This is a genomic window from Sphingobacterium sp. UDSM-2020 (genome assembly GCF_016132525.1).
Taxonomy (GTDB): domain Bacteria; phylum Bacteroidota; class Bacteroidia; order Sphingobacteriales; family Sphingobacteriaceae; genus Sphingobacterium; species Sphingobacterium anhuiense.
The window spans coordinates 1,298,783-1,320,527 of the sequence record NZ_CP066166.1; the positions used below are offsets into that span (position 1 = coordinate 1,298,783).

Annotated in this window: 21 protein-coding genes; 12 read left to right on the forward strand and 9 right to left on the reverse strand. The window is 35.9% G+C overall.

The features are described from left to right. Position 1 precedes the first annotated feature (1 nt). Positions 2-1,213, reverse strand: coding sequence for an alanine dehydrogenase (locus JAZ75_RS05660; RefSeq protein ID WP_021191874.1), 1,212 nt, complete (start codon positions 1,211-1,213; stop codon positions 2-4). Between the two features lie 128 nt (positions 1,214-1,341). Here JAZ75_RS05660 and JAZ75_RS05665 point away from each other — a divergent pair, with 128 nt between their 5' ends. The 5 genes from JAZ75_RS05665 to ytxJ all read left to right on the forward strand — a co-directional run bounded on the left by JAZ75_RS05665 (position 1,342) and on the right by ytxJ (position 6,023). Next, positions 1,342-3,267 carry a polysaccharide biosynthesis protein gene (locus JAZ75_RS05665; protein WP_208700512.1) on the forward strand — a complete coding sequence of 642 codons (1,926 nt, stop codon included), beginning with the start codon at positions 1,342-1,344 and terminating at the stop codon, positions 3,265-3,267. Between the two features lie 79 nt (positions 3,268-3,346). Next, positions 3,347-4,024 (forward strand): tetratricopeptide repeat protein, encoded by a 678-nt coding sequence (locus JAZ75_RS05670; protein WP_132843478.1) that lies wholly within the window; start codon positions 3,347-3,349, stop codon positions 4,022-4,024. A 232-nt stretch (positions 4,025-4,256) separates the two neighbouring features. Next, positions 4,257-4,745, forward strand: a complete 489-nt coding sequence (gene ribH / locus JAZ75_RS05675; RefSeq protein ID WP_021191877.1) for a 6,7-dimethyl-8-ribityllumazine synthase — start codon at positions 4,257-4,259, stop codon at positions 4,743-4,745. A 200-nt stretch (positions 4,746-4,945) separates the two neighbouring features. Beyond that, entirely contained in the window at positions 4,946-5,689 is a 744-nt protein-coding gene (locus JAZ75_RS05680) for a hypothetical protein (RefSeq protein WP_208700514.1), read from the forward strand. Position 5,690: 1 nt separating this feature from the next. Further along, positions 5,691-6,023: a bacillithiol system redox-active protein YtxJ gene (gene ytxJ, locus JAZ75_RS05685; RefSeq protein ID WP_132771630.1), complete on the forward strand. Its 333-nt coding sequence runs from the start codon at positions 5,691-5,693 to the stop codon at positions 6,021-6,023. Positions 6,024-6,061: 38 nt separating this feature from the next. Here the strand turns inward: ytxJ and JAZ75_RS05690 are convergent, their stop codons facing one another. Then, complete coding sequence (locus tag JAZ75_RS05690) at positions 6,062-6,475, reverse strand: RNA-binding S4 domain-containing protein (protein WP_021191880.1); 414 nt, start codon at positions 6,473-6,475, stop codon at positions 6,062-6,064. Positions 6,476-6,590: 115 nt separating this feature from the next. On the opposite strand from JAZ75_RS05690, the gene JAZ75_RS05695 reads away from it, so the two are divergent. The 4 genes from JAZ75_RS05695 to folP all read left to right on the forward strand — a co-directional run bounded on the left by JAZ75_RS05695 (position 6,591) and on the right by folP (position 9,366). Further along, positions 6,591-7,409 carry a 2,3,4,5-tetrahydropyridine-2,6-dicarboxylate N-succinyltransferase gene (locus tag JAZ75_RS05695; RefSeq protein WP_132771631.1) on the forward strand — a complete coding sequence of 273 codons (819 nt, stop codon included), beginning with the start codon at positions 6,591-6,593 and terminating at the stop codon, positions 7,407-7,409. 20 nt (positions 7,410-7,429) lie between these two features. Beyond that, positions 7,430-8,008 (forward strand): L-threonylcarbamoyladenylate synthase, encoded by a 579-nt coding sequence (locus tag JAZ75_RS05700; protein WP_208700516.1) that lies wholly within the window; start codon positions 7,430-7,432, stop codon positions 8,006-8,008. A 7-nt stretch (positions 8,009-8,015) separates the two neighbouring features. Then, positions 8,016-8,423 carry a DUF4920 domain-containing protein gene (locus tag JAZ75_RS05705; RefSeq protein ID WP_208700518.1) on the forward strand — a complete coding sequence of 136 codons (408 nt, stop codon included), beginning with the start codon at positions 8,016-8,018 and terminating at the stop codon, positions 8,421-8,423. Between the two features lie 97 nt (positions 8,424-8,520). Further along, positions 8,521-9,366: a dihydropteroate synthase gene (gene folP, locus JAZ75_RS05710; protein ID WP_208700521.1), complete on the forward strand. Its 846-nt coding sequence runs from the start codon at positions 8,521-8,523 to the stop codon at positions 9,364-9,366. A 67-nt stretch (positions 9,367-9,433) separates the two neighbouring features. Here folP and JAZ75_RS05715 read toward each other — a convergent pair whose 3' ends face one another. Next, a complete protein-coding gene (locus JAZ75_RS05715; protein WP_208700523.1) occupies positions 9,434-10,735 on the reverse strand; it encodes a UDP-N-acetylmuramoyl-tripeptide--D-alanyl-D-alanine ligase in 1,302 nt (433 codons plus the stop codon). Between the two features lie 597 nt (positions 10,736-11,332). On the opposite strand from JAZ75_RS05715, the gene JAZ75_RS05720 reads away from it, so the two are divergent. Beyond that, complete coding sequence (locus tag JAZ75_RS05720; RefSeq protein ID WP_132771636.1) at positions 11,333-12,769, forward strand: MFS transporter; 1,437 nt, start codon at positions 11,333-11,335, stop codon at positions 12,767-12,769. 353 nt (positions 12,770-13,122) lie between these two features. Here JAZ75_RS05720 and JAZ75_RS05725 read toward each other — a convergent pair whose 3' ends face one another. The 3 genes from JAZ75_RS05725 to JAZ75_RS05735 all read right to left on the reverse strand — a co-directional run bounded on the left by JAZ75_RS05725 (position 13,123) and on the right by JAZ75_RS05735 (position 17,700). Further along, complete coding sequence (locus JAZ75_RS05725) at positions 13,123-15,522, reverse strand: TonB-dependent receptor domain-containing protein (protein WP_232789367.1); 2,400 nt, start codon at positions 15,520-15,522, stop codon at positions 13,123-13,125. A 123-nt stretch (positions 15,523-15,645) separates the two neighbouring features. Beyond that, positions 15,646-17,334, reverse strand: coding sequence for a PspC domain-containing protein (locus tag JAZ75_RS05730; RefSeq protein ID WP_208700527.1), 1,689 nt, complete (start codon positions 17,332-17,334; stop codon positions 15,646-15,648). A 12-nt stretch (positions 17,335-17,346) separates the two neighbouring features. Further along, on the reverse strand, positions 17,347-17,700 hold the full coding sequence (locus JAZ75_RS05735; protein WP_132771639.1) for a PadR family transcriptional regulator: 354 nt from the start codon (positions 17,698-17,700) through the stop codon (positions 17,347-17,349). A 180-nt stretch (positions 17,701-17,880) separates the two neighbouring features. Between JAZ75_RS05735 and JAZ75_RS05740 the strand changes: the two genes are divergently transcribed. Continuing rightward, the gene (locus JAZ75_RS05740; RefSeq protein WP_132771640.1) at positions 17,881-18,264 is read left to right on the forward strand and encodes a VanZ family protein; all 384 of its coding nucleotides are present in this window, start codon (positions 17,881-17,883) and stop codon (positions 18,262-18,264) included. Between the two features lie 72 nt (positions 18,265-18,336). On the opposite strand, the gene JAZ75_RS05745 is transcribed toward JAZ75_RS05740, so the two are convergent. Both JAZ75_RS05745 and rlmN read right to left on the reverse strand, forming a co-directional pair. Then, positions 18,337-19,032 (reverse strand): ComF family protein, encoded by a 696-nt coding sequence (locus tag JAZ75_RS05745; RefSeq protein ID WP_208700529.1) that lies wholly within the window; start codon positions 19,030-19,032, stop codon positions 18,337-18,339. A 131-nt stretch (positions 19,033-19,163) separates the two neighbouring features. After that, positions 19,164-20,228: a 23S rRNA (adenine(2503)-C(2))-methyltransferase RlmN gene (gene rlmN, locus JAZ75_RS05750; protein WP_021189386.1), complete on the reverse strand. Its 1,065-nt coding sequence runs from the start codon at positions 20,226-20,228 to the stop codon at positions 19,164-19,166. Positions 20,229-20,551: 323 nt separating this feature from the next. Between rlmN and JAZ75_RS05755 the strand changes: the two genes are divergently transcribed. Further along, positions 20,552-21,034, forward strand: a complete 483-nt coding sequence (locus JAZ75_RS05755; protein WP_208700531.1) for a GNAT family N-acetyltransferase — start codon at positions 20,552-20,554, stop codon at positions 21,032-21,034. A 58-nt stretch (positions 21,035-21,092) separates the two neighbouring features. On the opposite strand, the gene JAZ75_RS05760 is transcribed toward JAZ75_RS05755, so the two are convergent. Next, positions 21,093-21,674 carry a tRNA-(ms[2]io[6]A)-hydroxylase gene (locus JAZ75_RS05760; protein WP_021189384.1) on the reverse strand — a complete coding sequence of 194 codons (582 nt, stop codon included), beginning with the start codon at positions 21,672-21,674 and terminating at the stop codon, positions 21,093-21,095. Between the last annotated feature and the right edge of the window lie 71 nt (positions 21,675-21,745).

A 21,745-nucleotide genomic window follows, 5' to 3' on the forward strand; every position in this document is an offset into this window, starting at 1 on the left:
ATTACAAATTGGTCACTATAATTAAATCCAGATCTTTGGCTGTCATTTCAAATTTTGAAGCAATATCCTTATTGGTCAATATTCCCTGGTATAAGTAGGTTGCACTTCTAATTCCTGCACTTTTCCAAATGACATTTTTGACACCTCCCTGCTCAGCAATATCAAGTAGTATTGGTGTAAAAATATTTGTTAATGCATAGGTTGCAGATCTCGCCACCCGAGAAGCAATATTAGGGACACAATAATGAATGACATCATATTTTCTAAAGGTCGGTGTATCATGTGATGTGATATTTGAAGTTTCAAAACATCCCCCTTGATCAATGCTTACATCTATAATAACAGAATTAGGTTTCATTTCTGAAACCGTTTCTTCAGAAATGACACAAGGAGTTCTCCCATTTTTTGAGCGTAAAGCACCGATGACCACGTCGCAGGTTTTCACAGCTTTGTTCAAAATTGTAGGTTGGATAATAGAAGTGTATACCCGACTTCCTAGATTATTCTGGAGACGTCTTAATTTATAAATGGAATTATCAAAAACTTTCACTTGTGCACCCAGTGCAATAGCTGTCCTTGCCGCATATTCTCCAACTGTTCCGGCACCAATAATGACCATTTCTGTCGGCGGAACACCTGTAATACCTCCCAACATTAAACCTTTACCACCAAAACTATTGCTTAAATATTCAGAAGCGATTAAAGTTGAAGTAGCACCAACAATTTCTCCCATTGCTCGGACTACTGCCAAACAGCCCCCCTCATCGCGCAGATATTCGAAAGATAAAGCAGTAATTTTTTTTTGAATAAGTGCTCTCAGAACAGGTAGCTCTAATAATGAAGGCTGTAGTGAAGACATCAATATCTGATTTTGCTTCATCATTCCAACTTCCTCAAAAGTGGGTGCGCATATTTTCACAATACAATCCGCTTGATAAACTTCCTCAGCAGATGAGACAATACGAGCACCTTGTTCACTGTAATGATGATCCAAAAAATTAGATCCTAAACCGGCACCGGTTTCCATAATAACTTCATGGCCATTTTCTACCAAAAGACCGACTGACAGTGGTGTCAAACAAATCCTTCTCTCCTGAAATGCAATTTCCTTGGGTATACCAATAAACAATCTTTTTTCCCTAGAAGCAGTCGCTGATAAAGTCTCTTGTGGCTGTATCATTGCTTGACTTGCCAATTTACTTAAGTCACTCATTTATTTTCATGCATTACTTTTTAAATTTACTACTTTTATTTAAGCTAAGCAAAAGAAATTAAGCACTTATATGCCTACCTGTTTAGAAAAAAAGTTACATTTGTCCAACTAAGCACTAAAACAAAACTATGTTTAATAAACTTAATATTGTTCCACGTTGGATTATTTTTGTATTAGATATCTTTACGGCAATATTTGCCTTTACCTTGGCAAATATCATCTATTACAGTTTTGATTTTGCTTTCATAAATACATCTGAATTTGCGATCAGACTGATTTATGCAATGGGTGTCACAGCAACTTCCTTTTATTTATTTAAGATGCACACGGGCATTATACGCTATACCAGTGCTGTTGATTCCATTCGAATTCTTACAGCAATTGTATTTGCAGTACTTGTTTTCTTCGTTATCAAAACGGTATTACTCGCAACTGGAGATCAACACACTCTACCTGGCTCACTCATTATTTTATATGCCTTATTTTGTTTCTTATTGCTCACGACATACAGAACATTTATTAAAATATTCTTTGTTTATACAAAAAATATAAGAAGTGACAGACGCAATACGTTGATCTACGGCGCTGGCGACCTTGGTATTGCCGTTAAAAGAACGTTAGATCACGATACCCGTTCCAAAAATGCCATTGTCGGTTATCTAGATGACAATGAACAAAAAATAGGAAAAGTAATTGATGGAATTAAAATTTTTGACCCGAAGAAACTAGGACAGGTTATTATCAATCTGAACATTGAAGAGGTCATCATTGCTTCTCACAATATCCCCTTAGAATCTAAAAATGATATCATTGACATCTGCCTTGAGAAGAAGGTGACCATATTGACTTTACCTTCTGTCAAGAAAATCATGAATGGGGAGTTAAATCCAAATCAGATTCAAAAAATAAAAATTGAAGACCTCCTTGAACGAGCTCCAATAAAGATAAGCAATGACAACATTTTATATCAGTTAAAAGGCAAGCGTGTTCTGGTAACTGGTGCTGCTGGTTCTATTGGAAGTGAAATCGCGAGGCAGTTGGGCAAATTTGAACCACAGATGATTATTTTGTGCGATCAAGCAGAATCACCTTTGCATAACTTACAGCTGGATTTACAGGACGAGTTTCCATTACAGGTTTATCATTCATTTATTGGTGACGTACGTAGTATTGACCGTATGAAGCTCATGTTTGAAACTTTCAAACCGCATTATGTTTATCATGCTGCAGCTTACAAGCATGTTCCGATGATGGAGAACCATCCTTTAGAGGCAGTACACACAAATGTTGTTGGCACTAAAAATATCGCAAATCTTGCGGTTGAATATGGTGCGGAAAAATTCGTGTTTGTGTCAACAGACAAAGCGGTAAACCCGACAAATATAATGGGTGCAACGAAAAGGATTGCTGAGATATATGTTCAATCCTTCAACCACTTTTTACAAAGTAATGAGCATGTCAATGCTAAAACCAAGTTTATTACGACGCGCTTTGGTAATGTATTAGGCTCAAATGGCTCTGTTATACCCCGTTTTCGAGATCAAATTGAAAAAGGAGGTCCCGTAACCGTTACACATCCCGAAATAACGAGGTATTTTATGACAATTCCAGAGGCCTGCCAATTGGTATTAGAGGCTGGATCGATGGGAGAAGGTGGTGAGATTTTCGTTTTTGACATGGGCAAATCTGTTAAAATCATCGAATTAGCGAATAAAATGATCAAACTTTCTGGTTTTATTCCAAATCAAGATATCGAAATTAAGTTCACAGGCTTACGTCCCGGAGAAAAACTTTACGAGGAGCTTCTGAATGATTTAGAGAACACAATGCCAACGCATCATAAAAAAATTATGATTGCAAAAGTTCGGGAAAACGATTTTCAACAGGTTAATCATCACCTTGAGAACTTAGTAACCGGTATTAAACAGCAAAATAAGCATAATGTTGTTTTAGAAATGAAAAGGATTGTGCCAGAATTTAAAAGCCAAAATTCAATCTACGAACAGATAGATAAAGAAATTGAGGCAGAGAAAGACTTAATTAATAGAGTTTAACGTTTATTATAATTACAAAAGCTTGCATATTTACCGTAAAATTGTATTTTTGCAATCTATATTTTTTCATTGAATCATAATGTCTAAAAATCAAAACCAAAATAACGCTGGACAAGCGAATAAACCTTCACAAGGTTCATCTTTTCAGGACAATCAAAAAAGCATCACTTTTATCGTCGGTGGTATTTTTGTGTTAATTATATTGTATTTTGGATATCAAAAACTTTATCTACAACCGAGAGCTGAGAAAGCAGCGAACGAAATATTTAAAGCTGAAGAATATGCTGCAATAGATTCATTACAAAATCGTGCTATTGAAGGAGACGGTTCTTTTGCAGGATTTAAAGAAATTGCAGATGAATATTCAAATACAAAATCTGCAAACATTGCGAATGCATACCTAGGTGGCTTATATTTACGTCAAGGAAAGTATAATGAAGCGATCGAAGCTTTAGAAAATTATTCGGCAACCGGAAGTCCAATTCTAGACCCATTGGTTACTGGATTGAAAGGTGACGTACATTCAGAATTGAAAGATTATAAAAAAGCAGCTGGATTTTACAAAGAAGCAGCTGATAAATCGGCTAACTCGTATACGACTCCATTATTTTTGAAAAAATTAGGTTTAGTTTACGAAGCTCAGAATGAGTTCAAGCAAGCTGAAGAAACGTATAAAAAAATAAAGACTGATTTCCCTGAAAGTCAAGAAGCAGCTATGATCGATGGTCTTATCGGTCGTGTTCAAGCGCATTTGTAGAATTGACTCAAAGCATAAAAAAAGGTTGCCCAAAGGCAGCCTTTTTTTATGCTATATATTTCTCATATGAGCTATTATTACAGCTAAAATACGTTGCAATAACGTCACTCCAATTATAATTGAAATAACTACAAAGCATTTCCTGGAAACAATTCCCAATGCATAAATTTACGTTGATATGAGCGCAATTATATTGTGTTTCTAAGCAAATTTATCTAAGTTTGTTCTACATATGGCAAGTAGTATTAAAAATTTATCGGACTTTTCACACATTACAGTTGCAAACGCAAATCCTTTTAAATTTGGAATTGTTGTTGCACAATGGAATGCGGAAATAACTGGGGCTCTTTTAAATGGTGCAATTTCTGGTCTAGAAAAGCATGGAGCACAAGAAGAAAATATAAAAATCATCGAAGTACCGGGTAGTTTTGAATTAATAACGGGTGCAGATATTTTGTTACGCGATGATTCATTTGATGCAATCATTTGCTTAGGCTGTGTGATTCAAGGAGAAACACGTCATTTTGATTTCATCTGTGACGCGGTTGCCAATGGCATCAGTAACGTCGCATTAAAATACAACAAGCCTGTTATTTTTGGGGTATTGACAACTGACAATCAACAGCAAGCATTGGACAGAGCGGGTGGCAAGCATGGGAATAAAGGTGAAGAAGCAGCAATCACTGCTATTCAGATGGCACATATTAGTGCGCAGTATTAATATGTCTTTTTTTTAATTTAAAAAAATAAGAGCTCTAAACACGAGAGCCAGACAAAAGCTATTCAGATCAAAACTTGGCTAGCGAAAAGCAAACAAGAATAAGATAATATTGTTATCACTATAGTATTTAATCGACTTCAGTGTCTTGTATAAGATATTGAAGTCGATTTTATCTTTTATAAAGATCTATATTTTATATAATGAAGACTATACTAAAAATTGCTTTCTTATACATCATCATGCAAATGAATGCTGTCTTGGGAATAGCACAAGAAAGTAATATACAAATGAAGCTGGAATCCTCCATAGGAGGAATTGAAAACTGGCAGAATACTAAATTTCTCTTATTCTCCTGCACAGGGAATGATAATGCGAATCTGCTTAACAGCTCTTCCGACAGATCACTATTATGGAATAGAGAAACTGGAGAATGCCGCTTTGAAGGACAATCAACAAAAAATGAGAAGCTGGTTTATTTATTCAATTTCAAACGCAAGCAGCCCCTTAAACTCTTTGTTAATGCTGTTGAGATTAAAACCATAGAGACGGCTCTGCAACGCGACATTCAGCAACAGGTCAATGAAGACCTAAAGCTCTTGTTATTGCCGTTAATAACAGAATTAAAAGGTATAAACTTCACTGATATAAAAGTAAAACTTTTGAATAATGAGAAATTGTTGAGCACGTTTGTTAGCTATGATGGGAGTTTCTATGACGGTCCTATAAAAGGAAATTTACTCATCAATGAAAATACAGGTGAAATAAAAGCTTTTGAAAACACAATAAGTTTAGTCAATTATCAGGTTGATCAATATAAAGACGCAGGTTCTGGCCTAAAGCTTCCAACTTCGTTTATCGCACTAAACAATAAAAAGAAAAGCTGTACATTTACAACTGTTTCTACATTCGAACACGTAGAAGCTTCAAAATTTACTGAATTATAATATGATTAACTGGATTCCTCTTAATAGTTTAGACCAACTACAGGAAATATTGGGTAGTGAGCAGGTCACTGCAATTTTTAAACACAGTACTACCTGTGGCATTAGCGGCATGGCTAAGAAAAACTTTGAACGCTTTGCTAATTTAACAGATAAGTCTTACGATGTTTATTATTTAGATTTATTAGCTTTCCGAGAAATTTCGAATCAGATCGCTTCCATTTGGCATATCGAACATCAGTCGCCGCAGCTTTTGATTATAAAAGGCAAAGCATGTCTTTTCAATGCATCGCACGGAGATATTGATTTCGATGATCTTGTCACTTATATAAAATAGAAAAAGCTACTAAGTAGCTTTTTCTATTTTATATGTATTTATTTACTTTGTCCATCATCTTCCCACCAATCTTCTTTCAAATCATCAATCTCACGACGGTCTCTTTTAGTGGGTCTGCCAGCTCCCCGATCTCGTGTTAAAATTGGAGCATGGAATGCCGATTTATAAGCGGTTGTCTCCTCTTCCGGAGTTTGATCTTCATAAAACTGTACGGCCGTCTTCGCATCAACTCTTCTTTCAAGAAGTCCTAGAACTTTTACGATCTTACGTTCGATTCCTTTTTGAACCTGATAGATATCCCCTACTTTAACAACGTAGGAAGGCTTAATATTCTGCCCGTTCAATTTTACCCGCCCAGCCTTACAGGCCTCAGTAGCCAGACTACGTGTTTTAAAAAGACGTATTGACCACAAATATTTATCGATTCGAAGTTTTTCAGTTTCTGTTGCCATTTGTACAAAAATAGTCATATTGACTTAAAATCTGCTCATTATCCATTATAAATTGAACAAATTTTAACATATTTGTCTTCAATAAAAAGAACTGATAATTTTTGAATTATAAAAGATGCCTGAACAATTAAAAAAACTTATCGAAGATGCCTGGGAGGATAGACAACTTCTAGAATATAAAGAATATGCGGAAGCAATTCGTACTGTGATCTTAAAACTTGATGCTGGTGAATTGAGAGTCGCTGAGCCAATCGGTACAAGATGGCATGTTAATGACTGGATAAAAAAAGCTGTAATCTTATATTTCCCGATCCGTGAAATGAGTGAGTCTTCTGCAGGTCCATTCGTTTACTACGATAAAATGAAATTAAAGACGAACTACAAAGAAATTGGTGTTCGTGTTGTACCTGGAGCATCTGCTCGTTTAGGTGCATATCTAGCTAAAGGTGTAATTTTGATGCCTTCGTATGTCAATATCGGAGCATATGTTGGTGAAGGCACTATGGTCGATACTTGGGCTACTGTGGGTTCATGCGCACAGATTGGCAAAAATGTTCACTTAAGTGGCGGTGTAGGTATTGGTGGTGTATTAGAGCCGGTACAAGCTGCTCCGGTTATTATCGAAGACAATGTTTTTGTTGGTTCTAGAGCAATCGTTGTAGAAGGTATCCGTGTTGAAACTGAGGCTGTTTTAGGTGCTAATGTGGTATTAACGGCATCCACTAAAATTATTGATGTATCGGGCCCTGAGCCAGTAGAATACAAAGGTTATGTACCTGCTCGTTCGGTTGTTATTCCTGGTTCTTACACAAAAAAATTCCCTGCTGGTGAATATCAAGTTCCTTGTGCACTTATCATTGGTAAACGTAAAGAGTCTACAGACAAGAAAACATCTTTAAATGATGCTTTACGTGATCACAACGTAGCTGTATAATTTTCTAATTAAAATAAAAAATGAGTCAATTTGTAGATAGAAACGATATTAATCAAGCTTTAGAAGTTCTCAAAAATGGCGGTTTGATTTTATACCCAACAGATACGATCTGGGGTATTGGTTGCGATGCCACAAATCCTGAGGCTGTGGAGAAGGTTTTTCAGTTAAAAGGAAGAGCAAAGGAAAAAAGCCTTATTATTCTACTACATAATGACAATCAATTGGCAAGTTACGTTACTGAAATTCCAGAAGTAGCTTACCAATTGATTGAATACACAGAGAAACCACTAACTATCGTGTACTCTGGAGCTAAAAACTTAGCTCCAAATGTTATTGCAGAAGATGGTTCAATCGGAATTCGTATTGTTAATCACGACTTTTGTCAACAGCTTTTACAACGTTTTAGAAAACCGTTGGTATCTACTTCTGCGAATATTAGTGGCGAAGATTCACCAAAATGTTTTGATGATATCTCTGAAGAGATTAAAAATCAAGTGGATTATGTTGTTCAGTTTGGACAACATACTAAAAGTGACGGGAAGTCATCAAGTGTGATGAAGTTAGATTCTAGCGGGAAGTTTGAATTTCTACGAAAATAAGATCATTATGAAAAAATTACTATTACTTGTTGCTTTAGCCTTTGGTATTTCTTGGAACGGTCAAGCTCAACAAAAAGAAATTATTCCTGCAGAAATTGGTGTACAATATGGTAAAAAAGTGGATAAGTCCAATGCTATTACAGTTGACAAACTGGAAAAATCATTAGAAAAATCACCTAAATTCACCGGTAAAGTCACTGGAAAAGTTGTTCAGGTCTGCACAAAAAAAGGGTGCTTCTTGACACTTCAAAGAACGGGTGACAAAGAGCCAATTACAGTACGCTTTACCGATTACAGCTATTTTGTACCTGCTGATTTGGTTGGTAAAAATGTGATTGTAGATGGTTATGCAAAAGTAAAAGATACGACAAACGAAATCACTTTTGTTGCTGATGGCGTATTAGTTGTTAAATAGATCGTTTAATAAATTAGAGGAGGTCATTTTCATTAACGAAAATTGACCTCTTTTTAATTTTAGCATTTATTAAATAAGCTTGATACATTTGTACAAGATGAAAATGATCAAAACTACCCCTGCGCAATCCATCAATTTAAAAGGTCGCATCATGACATTTGACCGTCCCGTCATCATGGGAATTTTAAATGTTACTCCGGACTCCTTTTTTGATGGTGGGCAAAATAATAAGAATATTGAACAAATACTGATCAAGACTCAGGCCCTTTTAAATGCTGGAGCCGACATCATTGATATCGGTGCATATTCCTCTCGACCTGGAGCCACGTTAATTACTTCACAGGAGGAACTAGATCGAGCACTACCTGCTGTCCACGCTATTTCAAACACATTTCCTGATGCGATACTTTCAATAGATACATTCCGTGCCGATGTTGCTGCGGCCTGCGTACATGCCGGCGTACATATGATCAATGACGTCTCGGGAGGTACAATTGATCCGGAAATGTTCCCGACAGTTGCAAAATTGCAAGTGCCTTATATCTTGATGCACATGCGTGGCATTCCCGAAAATATGCAACAATTAACTGCTTATCAGGATATCGTCACAGATGTCGCTACATATTTTGGTGAGAAGATTGCTACATTAAGAAAATTGGGCGTCAAAGATATTATACTGGATCCGGGTTATGGTTTTGCAAAAACAATTGAACAAAACTACGAGTTGCTTTATCGGGTAGATGAACTTCACTATTATGGGCTTCCTATACTTGGTGGTATATCCCGAAAGTCAATGATCTATAAAAAACTTGGTCTAACTCCACAAGAAGCGCTAAATGGAACAACAGTTCTCAATACACTTCTCCTGACTAAGGGTGTACAGTTACTTCGTGTGCATGATGTCAAAGAAGCCAAACAGATTGTCGATCTATTATTTCAATAGTAAATTGATTAGAAAATAAAAAGGAGCCGATCAGCTCCTTTTTATTTTCTAATATCTTTTCAAAAATCTATAAAACATCCATCAGCTTTTCAAAAGCCATTCCACGGGATGCTTTCAGTAATATTGTTGCATGCGAAATCGGATTGCTCAATAAAGCGGCTTTCGCATCACTTGTTGTTTCGAAAAATTCTCCACCTACATCTTGATGCTCATAAAATGCTTTACCGACAAAGATCAAACGCGCTCCAGAAATGGTTTTCGCCAATTCCACCACTTTTTTATGCTCATGAGAAGATTCTTCACCTAATTCAAACATATCTCCCAGTATAACAACTTTATGAGTAGCCTCAATGATACGCATATTTGTTAATGCCGCTTCCATACTCGTTGCATTAGCATTATAATAATCACAGATCACTGTATTACGATCTGTCTTTGTTATCTGAGAACGGTTATTTGTTGGTTTATATTCTGAAATAGCGTTATTGATAAGGGCAAGAGGCACATGAAAATAATGTCCAAGAGCTATCGCCGCCAAAAAATTCTCCGTATTATAAGAACCTGCTAACTGCGTATCGGCATGAAAGATCTCTTCAGATTGTTGAAGATGCCATTCAATCTGTAATAATGGATCAGCTTTAATCAGGCTTCCAATAATAGCGTTTGACTCGGAAAAACCATATTTAACCACTTTATCAATATGCCGTTGCTCAGCCATTTCTTTAAGAAAAGGATTATCTCCCTGTAAAAATAACGTTCCTTGATTAGCTTCCAACCAGTCATAGAGTTCACCTTTTGTTTTCTTTACCCCTTCAAAGGAACCAAATCCCTCTAAATGTGCTTTACCTACATTTGAAATCAGACCATGAGTGGGTTCGGCAATCCTACATAAAAAATCAATTTCACCAATATGATTAGCACCCATTTCGATGATTGCCATTTCAATACTATGGTCTATCGCCAACAAAGTCAATGGAACACCAATATGATTATTTAAATTTCCTTTTGTAGCATAAGTTTTATATTTTTTGGACAAAACGGCATGCAGCAACTCTTTCGTCGTTGTCTTACCATTAGTGCCCGTTACACCAATAAAAGGAATATTCAATTGTTTACGGTGAACATGTGCTAACGCTTGGAGAGTTTCTAAAGCATCTTCTACAAGTATAAATCGATCATCTTTTTTATACTTCTCTTCGTCAATGACGACATAAGCAGCACCCGAAATCAAGGCTTGCTCCGCAAATTCATTGCCATTGAAATTTGATCCCTTTAAAGCAAAAAAAATCGAATCAGGTAGAATATTTCGTGTATCCGTGGATACACTGGGGTGTTGTTTGAATAAGTTATACAGTGCTTGCAGTTCCATTCTTAAAAACTTTTACTTGATTACCTCAATAGTAGCAATCATCAAACAAATATAATAATTTAGAGTTCTATAAATCAGCACAAAAATTTCAAATAATCCGTAATCCCAATCAACGTAGACTATTGAGTTTATTACAGCATAAACATGCGCATACTCAAAAGAATGGAGATCCAAATAATTACATGTATGATGTATTGTGGGACTACTTTGTAAATATATGGGAATGTCAACTGATTCCTTGTAATTTATGCTGATATAACAGTGAAAATGAGGATGTCGAAAAGATCCAGATGAATTGACACAATTATAGTACGCAACCGCAAGACAATAGCTGATCATGCTTTCTGTTTTTACCATTAGGCACAAAATGCTAGTATAAATCTAATCAATCTCTGAAAACGTTTGCGTAAAAATAAGATGCTGATTTTGCTCTACCTATTATTATAAGCATTAACTTTAAAATATATCTATTATAATTCTTCGACACATACAGCACTGATCCAGTTGCATAAAGATGATCATATAGATTCATAAAGTTACAGTAACAACAAACTTATATTTCTATTATCAAAATAGAAAGAATAGAGTAAACCAAATATGAACAATAATAAACCAACAAAGTACCGCTGGAGTGTTTGTGCTCTCCTATTTTTTGCCACCACTATAAATTATTTAGATAGACAAGTCTTATCCTTAACATGGAAAGATTTTATAAGCCCTGAATTTCATTGGACAAACAATGACTACGGTAATATAACAGCACTTTTCTCAATCTTTTATGCCGTAAGTATGCTTTTTGCAGGTCGGTTTGTCGATTGGATGGATACAAAAAAAGGCTTTCTTTGGGCGATCGGCATTTGGTCAGTTGGTGCTATTATTCATGCTTTTTGTGGTATCGCTACTGCGGGCCAGTTAACAGGTAACTGGTTTCTAAATTTTGAGGAGTCTAAAGCAGTAATTGGAACAATTAATGATGTCGGTTTAGTAATCAGTACGAGTGTTACCCTATTTATTTTTGCCCGCTTTGTATTAGCAATAGGTGAAGCTGGAAACTTTCCTGCCGCCATAAAGGCAACTGCAGAGTACTTTCCGAAAAAGGACCGGGCTTTAGCGACCAGTATATTTAATGCCGGTGCAACTATTGGTGCACTGGTGGCCCCCATCACGATCCCAACAATTGCAAAGTATTATGGATGGGAAATGTCTTTTATTATTATTGGTGCTTTGGGTTTTGTGTGGATGGGATTTTGGGTATTCATGTACAAAAAACCAGAAGAGCACCCTAAGGTTAATGAAAGTGAGCTACGCTATATTCTGCAGGATTCAGCTCATCATACCGAAGAACAAAAATCTAATGAGAAATTAAAAGTATCTTTTTTGGAGTGTTTTAAACATAGACAAACTTGGGCTTTTGCCTTTGGAAAATTTATGACAGACGGTGTCTGGTGGTTTTTCCTATTTTGGATGCCAGCCTATTTAAGTGCTGTTTATAATATAAAATCATCTGATACAGAAGGACAATTAGCAATTTTTGTTTTATACATCATTACTTTATTCTCAATCTACGGAGGTTATCTTCCAACCCTATTTGTCGAAAAAAAGGGCATGAATCCATATGAAGGTCGAATGAAAGCGATGTTAATTTTCGCATTTATTCCTTTGATCGTTTTATTTGCACAGCCCTTAGGTTATATCTCCTATTGGGTTCCTGTCATTTTTATTGGAATTGCTGGTGCTGCACACCAATCCTGGTCTGCAAATATCTTTTCTACTGTTGGAGACATGTTTCCGAAAAAAGCTATTGCCACTATTACCGGTATCGGAGGATTGGCAGGAGGCTTAGGAGCCTTTATTATTAATAAAATATCAGGTGTTCTTTTTGACTATGCTAAAGAAACTCAGCTGAAATTCATGGGATTTGAAGGTGAACCAGCTGGATATTTCATTATCTTCTCATTTTGTGCGGTCGCTTATCTTATTGCGTGGGCAGGAATGAAAGCGTTAGTTCCTAAAATGAAAATTGTAGAATTATAATAAATAACACAAACAGTGGAATCAACATCGAAGGAAACTCCGTAACTTCAACGTTAGAATATTATTTACAGGAAGGGATATTCTATCCCTCCTGTATTTTTTTCGGTCTGGAATAAGTCTACCAACACGAACTCCATACAGATCTTAAATTGACCATGTATCAAGCACACAGCTGCTCATTAATTTTCTCTCAAAATAGCAGCAAGCCATCTTATATTTAATAGCGAGATAAAATAGTGAGATTATCCGAATACTGTTGTAAACAAGTATGATCTGAGTGATGATATTGCAAAAAAACCGCAAGTATTTTCATACTTACGGTCAACATATTACATAAACATTGAAACTATCTATTATTGGGCACGCTGTTTTTCTTCATTATCCGTGCTCTTTTTCTTAGCCACATTTTTCAAATTTCCAAACTTATAAGAGTAGGTTAAACGTGCCACTCTTCGGTCCTGATTCTGTCGGATCTTTGTATTGAAAGATGAGAAATTAGTTGATAGGTTTTGATTACTGGTATTAAATACATCGGAGACTGCGAGTTTAAGCGAACTTCTTTTGTCTTTAAAGTTTTTAGTAAAGCCAATTTGTGCATCCCAACGACTTTCCAATTTATAAATGTTATAAGTAAAAGGTGAAAAGTAGCGCAGATTCATCTCTGCAGACAATGAAGGTGACAGCTTAAATGTACTCATTGAATTCACCTGAAAAAGGAAACTTGAATTGTTAACCACCGCTCCTGCAATAGCTCCGTCAAAATTCATGTATACAGCCGTGATATTGTTGTAGGAAGACCAGAACTTTGCAATCTGAACTGGCATACTTAAATTCAAAAATGCCGAATTATTTTTTCCTAGATTTTCACGCGTTACCCAAGTTGTTTTCTTAATTGAATCTTGGCCCATACTTTCCACGATAGCATCGGTCTGCGCATTGTAACCTAATGTAACCGTATATTTCTTATATAAAGTATAATTCAAATTCAACTCATTTGCATACTGTGGATTTAAGTAAGGATTACCACGCTCAGAAGTGTACTTATCGATAAAGTAATCAAAAGGATTGAGTTGTCGATAATTAGGTCTTGTAATCTTACGTGAATATCCCAAAGAGAAAATATGATTTTCATGCGCATCGTAACTCAAATTAGCTGATGGGAATAGATCAAAGTAATTACGTTTAACCTGTTTATTTTCTGTAATGGAGTGTCCATCAGACAGTGTATATTCCCCTCTTAAACCGGCCTTAATACCCCATTTACCAATCTGGTTATCATAATCAAAGTAACCTGCGGCAATTTGCTCTTTATAAACAAAATGATTTGATCTATTGACGATATTTGTCCAGACATTATCCAGTTGCTCTTCAAACAGAAGATTATTATCAGATTTCACATTTGAATACTTCACGCCGGTTTCTATATTCGAGGTTTTATTCAGCGGTTGATTATAATCCAGTTTTGCGACGTAGATATCGATCCCTATTGGCATCTCACTTCGCAATAGTTCTGGATCACGTATCAATTGATCGTTTTGATTAAACAATCTATTATCATAATCAGCCTTTTTACTATTTTTGAATTTACTCCAATCTAAATCCAGTACCAATTTTTTACCTGTCGAGTCGATCTTAAACTCATTATTGAAATTAAGTGAATAACGATTAAAACCCTCTTTGAACTGTGTCATAGAGATCAACGTCGAATCAATTGTCGTTAAAGGTCCAATGAGAGATTTACTATCATTATCATTAAGCTCCACATTATTGCTTCCGTTAAATTGTAAAGACATCACATTCCGATCGGAAGTTTTCTGCTCTATGCCAAATTTGTATGTATGCGTACGATCTTTAATATGCAGATTTGATTTTTGATCAAATAAAGTCTCGATGCCGTCATTAGAAATGATACGCTCTATATTTAGTCTGTTGACATATTTATCATCACTATAAGAATAAGATCCAAAATAGGTTGTATTATTCTTTTTGTAATTTAAAGATAAGGCCGAATTACCTCTAAACTTCTGTCCTAATCCTGCTGTGGCAGAGAAATTACCATTAAATCCCTCCATCTTATTTTTTTTCATCACGATATTGATCGTTCCCACGGCACCTTCTGCATCGTCCCTCGCACTACGTGATTTGATTACTTCAACAGATTTGATCTGATTTCCATCAGTACTTTTCAAAAGCGTGGTCAATTGTTCTCCAGTCATATAAGTTTGTCGGCCGTCAATAGTAACCTTTACTCCAGACTGCCCCATTAACTGCAGATTATTGTCGTTGTCCAAGCTAACCCCAGGAGCACGCTGTACGATATCGAGTCCATTATTACCCGCAGCTAAAGGCGAATTCTCGACATTTAAAATCAATTTCCCCTGTTTATTTTCGACTAATGGCCTTTTGCCTTCGATCGTCACCTCAGCTAAGGCATTTGTACTGGGACTCAATTTCAAATCTGCAATCTGTTGCTGTGTTTTATTAAAAGCAATTACTGCAGATCGGGATACACTGTACCCGATCATTCTTGCTTCCACATAATAAGATCCTGCAGCAACATTTTCAAAAGCATATTGCCCATCTTCTTTCGTAATTGCTGTTTTTAAGATAATATCATTAGTACTATTGATCAGATAGGCTGTAACTGCGCCCATGGGTTCATTTTTTTCATTTACGATCTTACCCGATATTCCAATAGCAGCCCAAAGCAGTTGGCTACTGATTGCAAATAAGATTGTTAATAATAGTTTCATTTTCATTGTATTGTTTAGGTTGTTATATTCAAAATAGGTGTAATGAATAATTAGTATGCGGTTATCGTATAATGTTACAGTTTGCGAGTTTTATTAAAATAATAGGTGCTAAGCACCTATTATTTATTTTTTCTTTCCTTTTGTTTCAACCACCACACCAGTAGGAGAAATACTGATAATGGTATCTTTTCTGCTCACTACAGTATCTACAGTTACCACATTTTCATCCGTCTCATCTTCCGCTTCAGGTGCAAATTCAGATTTTTCAGGTAGAGCACATTTCAAACCCAGATTTGTCATTACCCATTCCGTTTCTTTAATGTCATCATTTTCATAACGCTCATAGCATTCCCAGTAAGATATATCTGCATAATTGCGCTCTAAATCCCTGTTCAGCATTACTTTTCCACCAACTGGAAGGTAGATCGTAACATTCACTTTTTGATCTCTATACAATTCTTTCTCACCTAATTTAAAGTGACTATCAAAAATAATGTTCGCGCTATCCTGAACGGCTTTATAATTAATTGCAGACGCACGTTTAGTCGCCAAATTATAATTAGCTCCTTTTGCCGAATACTCATATTTGATATAAGGCATTTGCGTTGAATCTATCCTTTCAAATCGAATTCGGATATCATCCTGAAGATATTCGGATAAGTTAGTACCTCTGATTTTTAGATTTGAGCGGCCGTGATCTCCATTTATTTTAATGACACGCACATCACGGGCATTGATACGATAGATAGATCTTGGAGCTAAAGGTTTTTCTTCTACGATCATACTTTCTTCTCTAAAATCTTTAGCCACCGAACCTGCATAATAGATAATACTACCTAAAGAAATTAACCATACTAGAAATAAAGAAGTCGTTAAGTAATTATTCATCGGCTTGCGGTCAAACAACAAGCGAATAATGAGGTAAAATAAACCTGCAAATGGAATTGCAATAGCCAAGAATGCTGCCGTTAATGCCCATGGAGCCTGCAGAGGATCGATTAAATTTAATGGTTCAATAATCCCGCGGTCCGTTACGCCTGCTATACCCAAGCTAAAAAAGATCAAGGCAATTAACAGCGATATTAAACTTAAGCCTATTGAAAAAGCAACGATCAGACCGATCACTTTTGCAAAGATTTTAATGATCTCTCCAAATGCTGTTCCAGCATTTTCTACACCTCTATTGAATGTATTGCCGGCACCAGAAAAATTCTCTTTTAGACCGCTCAATTCCTCTTCAAAACTTCGTTTAAAATTCTGGATATTAGGCGACTCTCCGCGCATTTCCATACGATCTGCTCTGGTAATTGCGATTGGCATTACAATCCACAAGATAATATACACCAGAAATCCTGAACCGAAGATTACAACGAATAACACAAATAAAAGTCTAATCCATCGAGCCTCTATGCCAAAATAATGTCCCAGACCACTACACACACCACTGATTACCTTATCTTCTGGATCACGCATCAACTTTTTACCCGTACGAAAAGTGCTGTATGCCTGATTTGTTTTTTGATCTGAATACTGTTGATCCGTATCGTTGATCTCAAAATCACTCACACTTCCCATCTGTGCGATGACGGCATTGACATCATCCATATTCAGTACTTCTTTGATTCCGAGTTGAATCTTCTCTGTAAACATCTCTGCAATACGATTTTCGATATCTTCCAAAATCTCTTTGCTGTCTTCCGAACTTCCGAAATGCTTTTTAATATCAATCATATAATTGCGCAACACATCATATGCGTCCTCTTCTATATGAAAAACGATACTATTTATATTGATAATTATAGTCTTGTTCATGGTATTTATAGGTTATATTGATTTGTCAATTGTATTAATTCTGTCCGCTAGAGATGTCTCCACTGCAAAAACCAGTTCTTTCCATGTAACATCCAATCGCTCAAGAACCTGGATTCCTTCTGCTGTGATTTCATAATATTTACGTGGAGGACCAGAAGTTGATTCCTTCCATATATAACTCAGCAAACCGTTATTTTTAAGCCTCGTCAACAAAGGATATAAAGTTCCCTCTACAACCAAGAGCTGTGCTTTTTTCAGTTCGCTGATGATATCCGATGCATATATTTCCCCTCGGGAAATAATAGAAAGAATACAATATTCCAGTATTCCTTTCCGCATCTGTATTTGTGTATTTTCAGCTATCATAACAATACAAAGATATATGTTTTATTATGTACTATGCAATACATAGTACTATATAAATTTCAAAAATAAAATTAAAACACTGTAAATCAGGTAAATAATTTTTATATACGTCTAAATACATTATTTCACTTTTCTTATATTTATCACTATTTTAGCACGAAAATTGATTATAAGGAGTGCATGATAAGATTATTATTAGATTATAAGTGGGTAATGCTTTGGGCTGTAGTGGTTATAGCACTGTGTTGTATGCCAGGACAAAGTTTTGAAAAAGTTCCTTCCTATCCAGGGATGGACAAGCTCGTTCACGCAGGTATGTTTTTCGTATTTTGTACGTTAATTTATAATGGTGTATTGGTTCAGTTCAAAGGTCGCCCTACAAAATGGCTTCCCGTTATTGTTGTAAGTATTTTAGGTATCCTTTTCGCATTACTGACTGAAGCATTGCAATTATATATATTCACCTATAGATCTGGCGATTGGTGGGATCTCTTTGCAGATAGTGTAGGCATTGGTATGTCGGGTTTTGCTTACTTGCTTTTTTACGTGAGACGTAAAAAGTAACAGATCAAATATTTAACATTCTAGATCAGATACTGTTTAGAAATTAACTGTGAAGTAGTTATCTGAAGTATGCTAAGCCCTCGCTAAGGTCAGAACAGAAATCCGGCAACCCGCCGCAATAAGTTTTTCCGCGGCGGCGGTTAATGTAGCTCCTGTGGTCAGTACATCATCTACCAAGAGCACATGTTTATCTGCTAAAATAGTTTCATCTGGACAAAAAAACACATCTTGAACGTTGTCGTATCGTTCCAATCTTGATTTTTTAGTTTGACTTGTCCCTTCGCCAACTCGCGTTAATCCATGTTCCAAAACGGGTTTTGACAATGCAATACCAAGACCTTTTGCTAAATAAAAGGATTGATTATACCCCCTTTTCTTCAACTTCTTTTTATGCAAAGGAACGGGCACAATGACATCAACATCCTGAAAAGTATGACTGTTAGACAGCGTCTCACCATATTTCCTTCCAAGGAAATATGCAAGTTGAGGTTGATTGGCATATTTGATTTGATAAAGTATCCGCTCTACCCGCGAGTCCTGCCGTAACAGAAATAGAGCCGATGCATGTTCAAAATGAAATTTTCCCCACAATTGGCGCGCAACTTGATTATTAAGATCTAAATGAAAATCTGTGATAGGTAAATGAAATAGACAAGAAGTACAGATATACCTTTCTTGACTAACTAAAACATGGCCACAGCCTGCACAAATTTTTGGGAAAAATAAGGCTACAAAGTCTGATAAATAAAGAAATAATTGGTTTCTCATTTTTGATTATGCCTATACTAACTTAAGTAAATTTGTTCTATTTACAATTAAAATTATAAATAAAACAAATTTATCACAGTCTCTATCATCAATTAGTATATTGAGAAGAGGTATAGTCTAATCCCTTATTATTAAGCTTCTTGAGCTTCTTTATCTTTAATTGCTAACTGACCACAAGCGGCGTCAATATCTTTACCACGGCTTCTACGAACATTTGTTATAATACCTTGATTTTTCAGATAATTGGCAAATACCTCAATCTTATCGGCATCGGCATTGACAAAACTTGCTAAAGAAATAGGATTGTATTCAATAATATTAACCTTACAAGGAACATTTTTACAAAATCTTGCTAACTCTTTAGCATCCTCGAGCTCATCATTAAAATTATCAAAAACGATGTATTCAAAGGTTATTGGGCTTTTTGTCTTCGCATAAAAATACTTCAATGCATCTGCTAATGCTTCTAATGTATTTTGCTCATTGATGGGCATAATCTCATTACGCTTCTTATCATTTGCGGCATGTAAAGACAATGCTAAATTAAATCGGACTTCGTCATCCCCTAATTTTTTAATCATTTTAGCAATACCAGCGGTAGAAACTGTGATCCGTTTTGCCGCCATATTCAATCCATCTGGCGAGGTAATACGCTCTACCGACTTCATCATATTCGCATAGTTCAAGAGTGGTTCACCCATCCCCATATAAACAATGTTGGTCAATGGTTGCTGATATTTCTCTTCGGCTTGTTTTGCGATCAAAACAACTTGATCATAAATTTCATCTGCATTCAGATTACGTTTACGATCCATATAACCCGTGGCACAAAATTTACAGGTCAAACTACATCCAACTTGAGAGCTCACACAAGCAGTCATACGTTCTGGAGCAGGGATTAATACACCCTCAATCACATTTCCATCATACAAAGTAAAACTACTTTTGATCGTTCTATCAGAACTGACCTGTGATTGTTTGACTTTAACAGCACGAATAACAAAATTCTCTTTTAGCTTTTCCCGTAAAGGTTTACTTAGGTTGCTCATCAAATCAAAATCCACACAGGATTTTGCCCAAATCCATTCGTAAATTTGCTTTGCACGGAACCCTTGCTCACCCATTTCAGTAAGCTTCTCTTTAATCTGATCTATAGACAGACTACGAATATCAATTATTTTACTTTTCTCAGTCACAGCGCAAAGGTAAGGTTATTTCTACAAAAAACTTATTTTTATAATGTCATAAAAATCAGAACTCGCTGAATTATAAATTATTACTTGCGATCAAAGGGATACAAATGCTAACGGAGCCAACATCGTTCTTGACCAACTTTTAAAAAAATTCTTCTTAACTAAATGAAAAACAAGTTTATAATGCGTTCATACGAGATTTAGATAACAGATAAAATATACATTCCCGCTCGAATGGATGCAAAACTTTTCCTAGTTTTGAATCATCAGTTTTGATCAACTTCAAAAGAAGTATCAGAATATAATACCTTAAGCTCACGCTACAGATGGAAATACAGAAACTCGAACAGAAGCATTATCCCGATGTTGCCCGCATTTACCAGCAGGCAATCGATGCAGGAAACATCACTTTAGCGACAAAAACTAGTTCTTGGAAAGATTGGGATAAAGATCATCTCGAAAATATGCGCTTTGTTGCCATTGAGAACAATACTATAATCGGTTGGGTAGCATTATCTCCTGTACTACAGCGAACAGGCTATCATGGTGTAACCGAATTAAGTATTTATATCGATCAGGATCATCAAGGCAAAGGAATTGGCAAAGTATTGATGCAACATATTATTGACACTTCTGAAAACGCGGGCATTTGGACGATCATGTCCTTTATTTTTCCTGAAAATGATAAAAGTATCTTGTTGCACAAAAAATTCGGATTTAAATTATTAGGCACGCAGCAAAAAGTTGCCCAGCTAAACGGAATTTGGATGGACAACTGCATTTTAGAGCGGCGGTCAGCACTAGTATAAACGTAGAGCCCCATTTTTCTAATAAAAATGGGGCTCTTGCACAATAGATTACTATTTATTATCCATGTATGGCTTCTTTCGTTCCATACGATTGGATCAAATTTCCTTCAAATTCCAACCACTCTTTCCAACGCTTATCGACATCGACATCCGTTGAGAATTGACGTGCGAAATTAAGAAACGTTGTATAGTGATTTGCCTCAGAAACCATTAGATCATGATAAAACTTCGCTAATTCCTCATCCTTTATATTTTGAGACAATACTCTAAAGCGTTCACAGCTTCGAGCTTCAATCATGGCTGCAAATAACAAACGATCTATAAAAGCCATGTTACGGGAACCGTCCTTTTTATTGAATTTCATCAGTTGTCCCACGTAATCATCTTTACGTTCTTTACCCAACGTATAGCCTCTTTCTTTAATAATATCAATGACCATTTGGAAATGTTGCATTTCTTCAATAGCAATCGCTGTCAATTCATGCACCAATTCTTCATGTTCCGAATTGTACATAATTAATGAAATAGCATTTGAAGCTGCCTTTTGCTCGCACCAAGCATGATCAGTCAGAATCTCTTCTAAATTTCCTTCTGCAATATTTGCCCACCTCGGATCCGTTAACAATTTCAATCCTAACATTTTGTCCTCTCTATTTTTAAAACACAAAGTTAAGCATATCTCTCCGATATAAAAATGTTGAATACTACTTT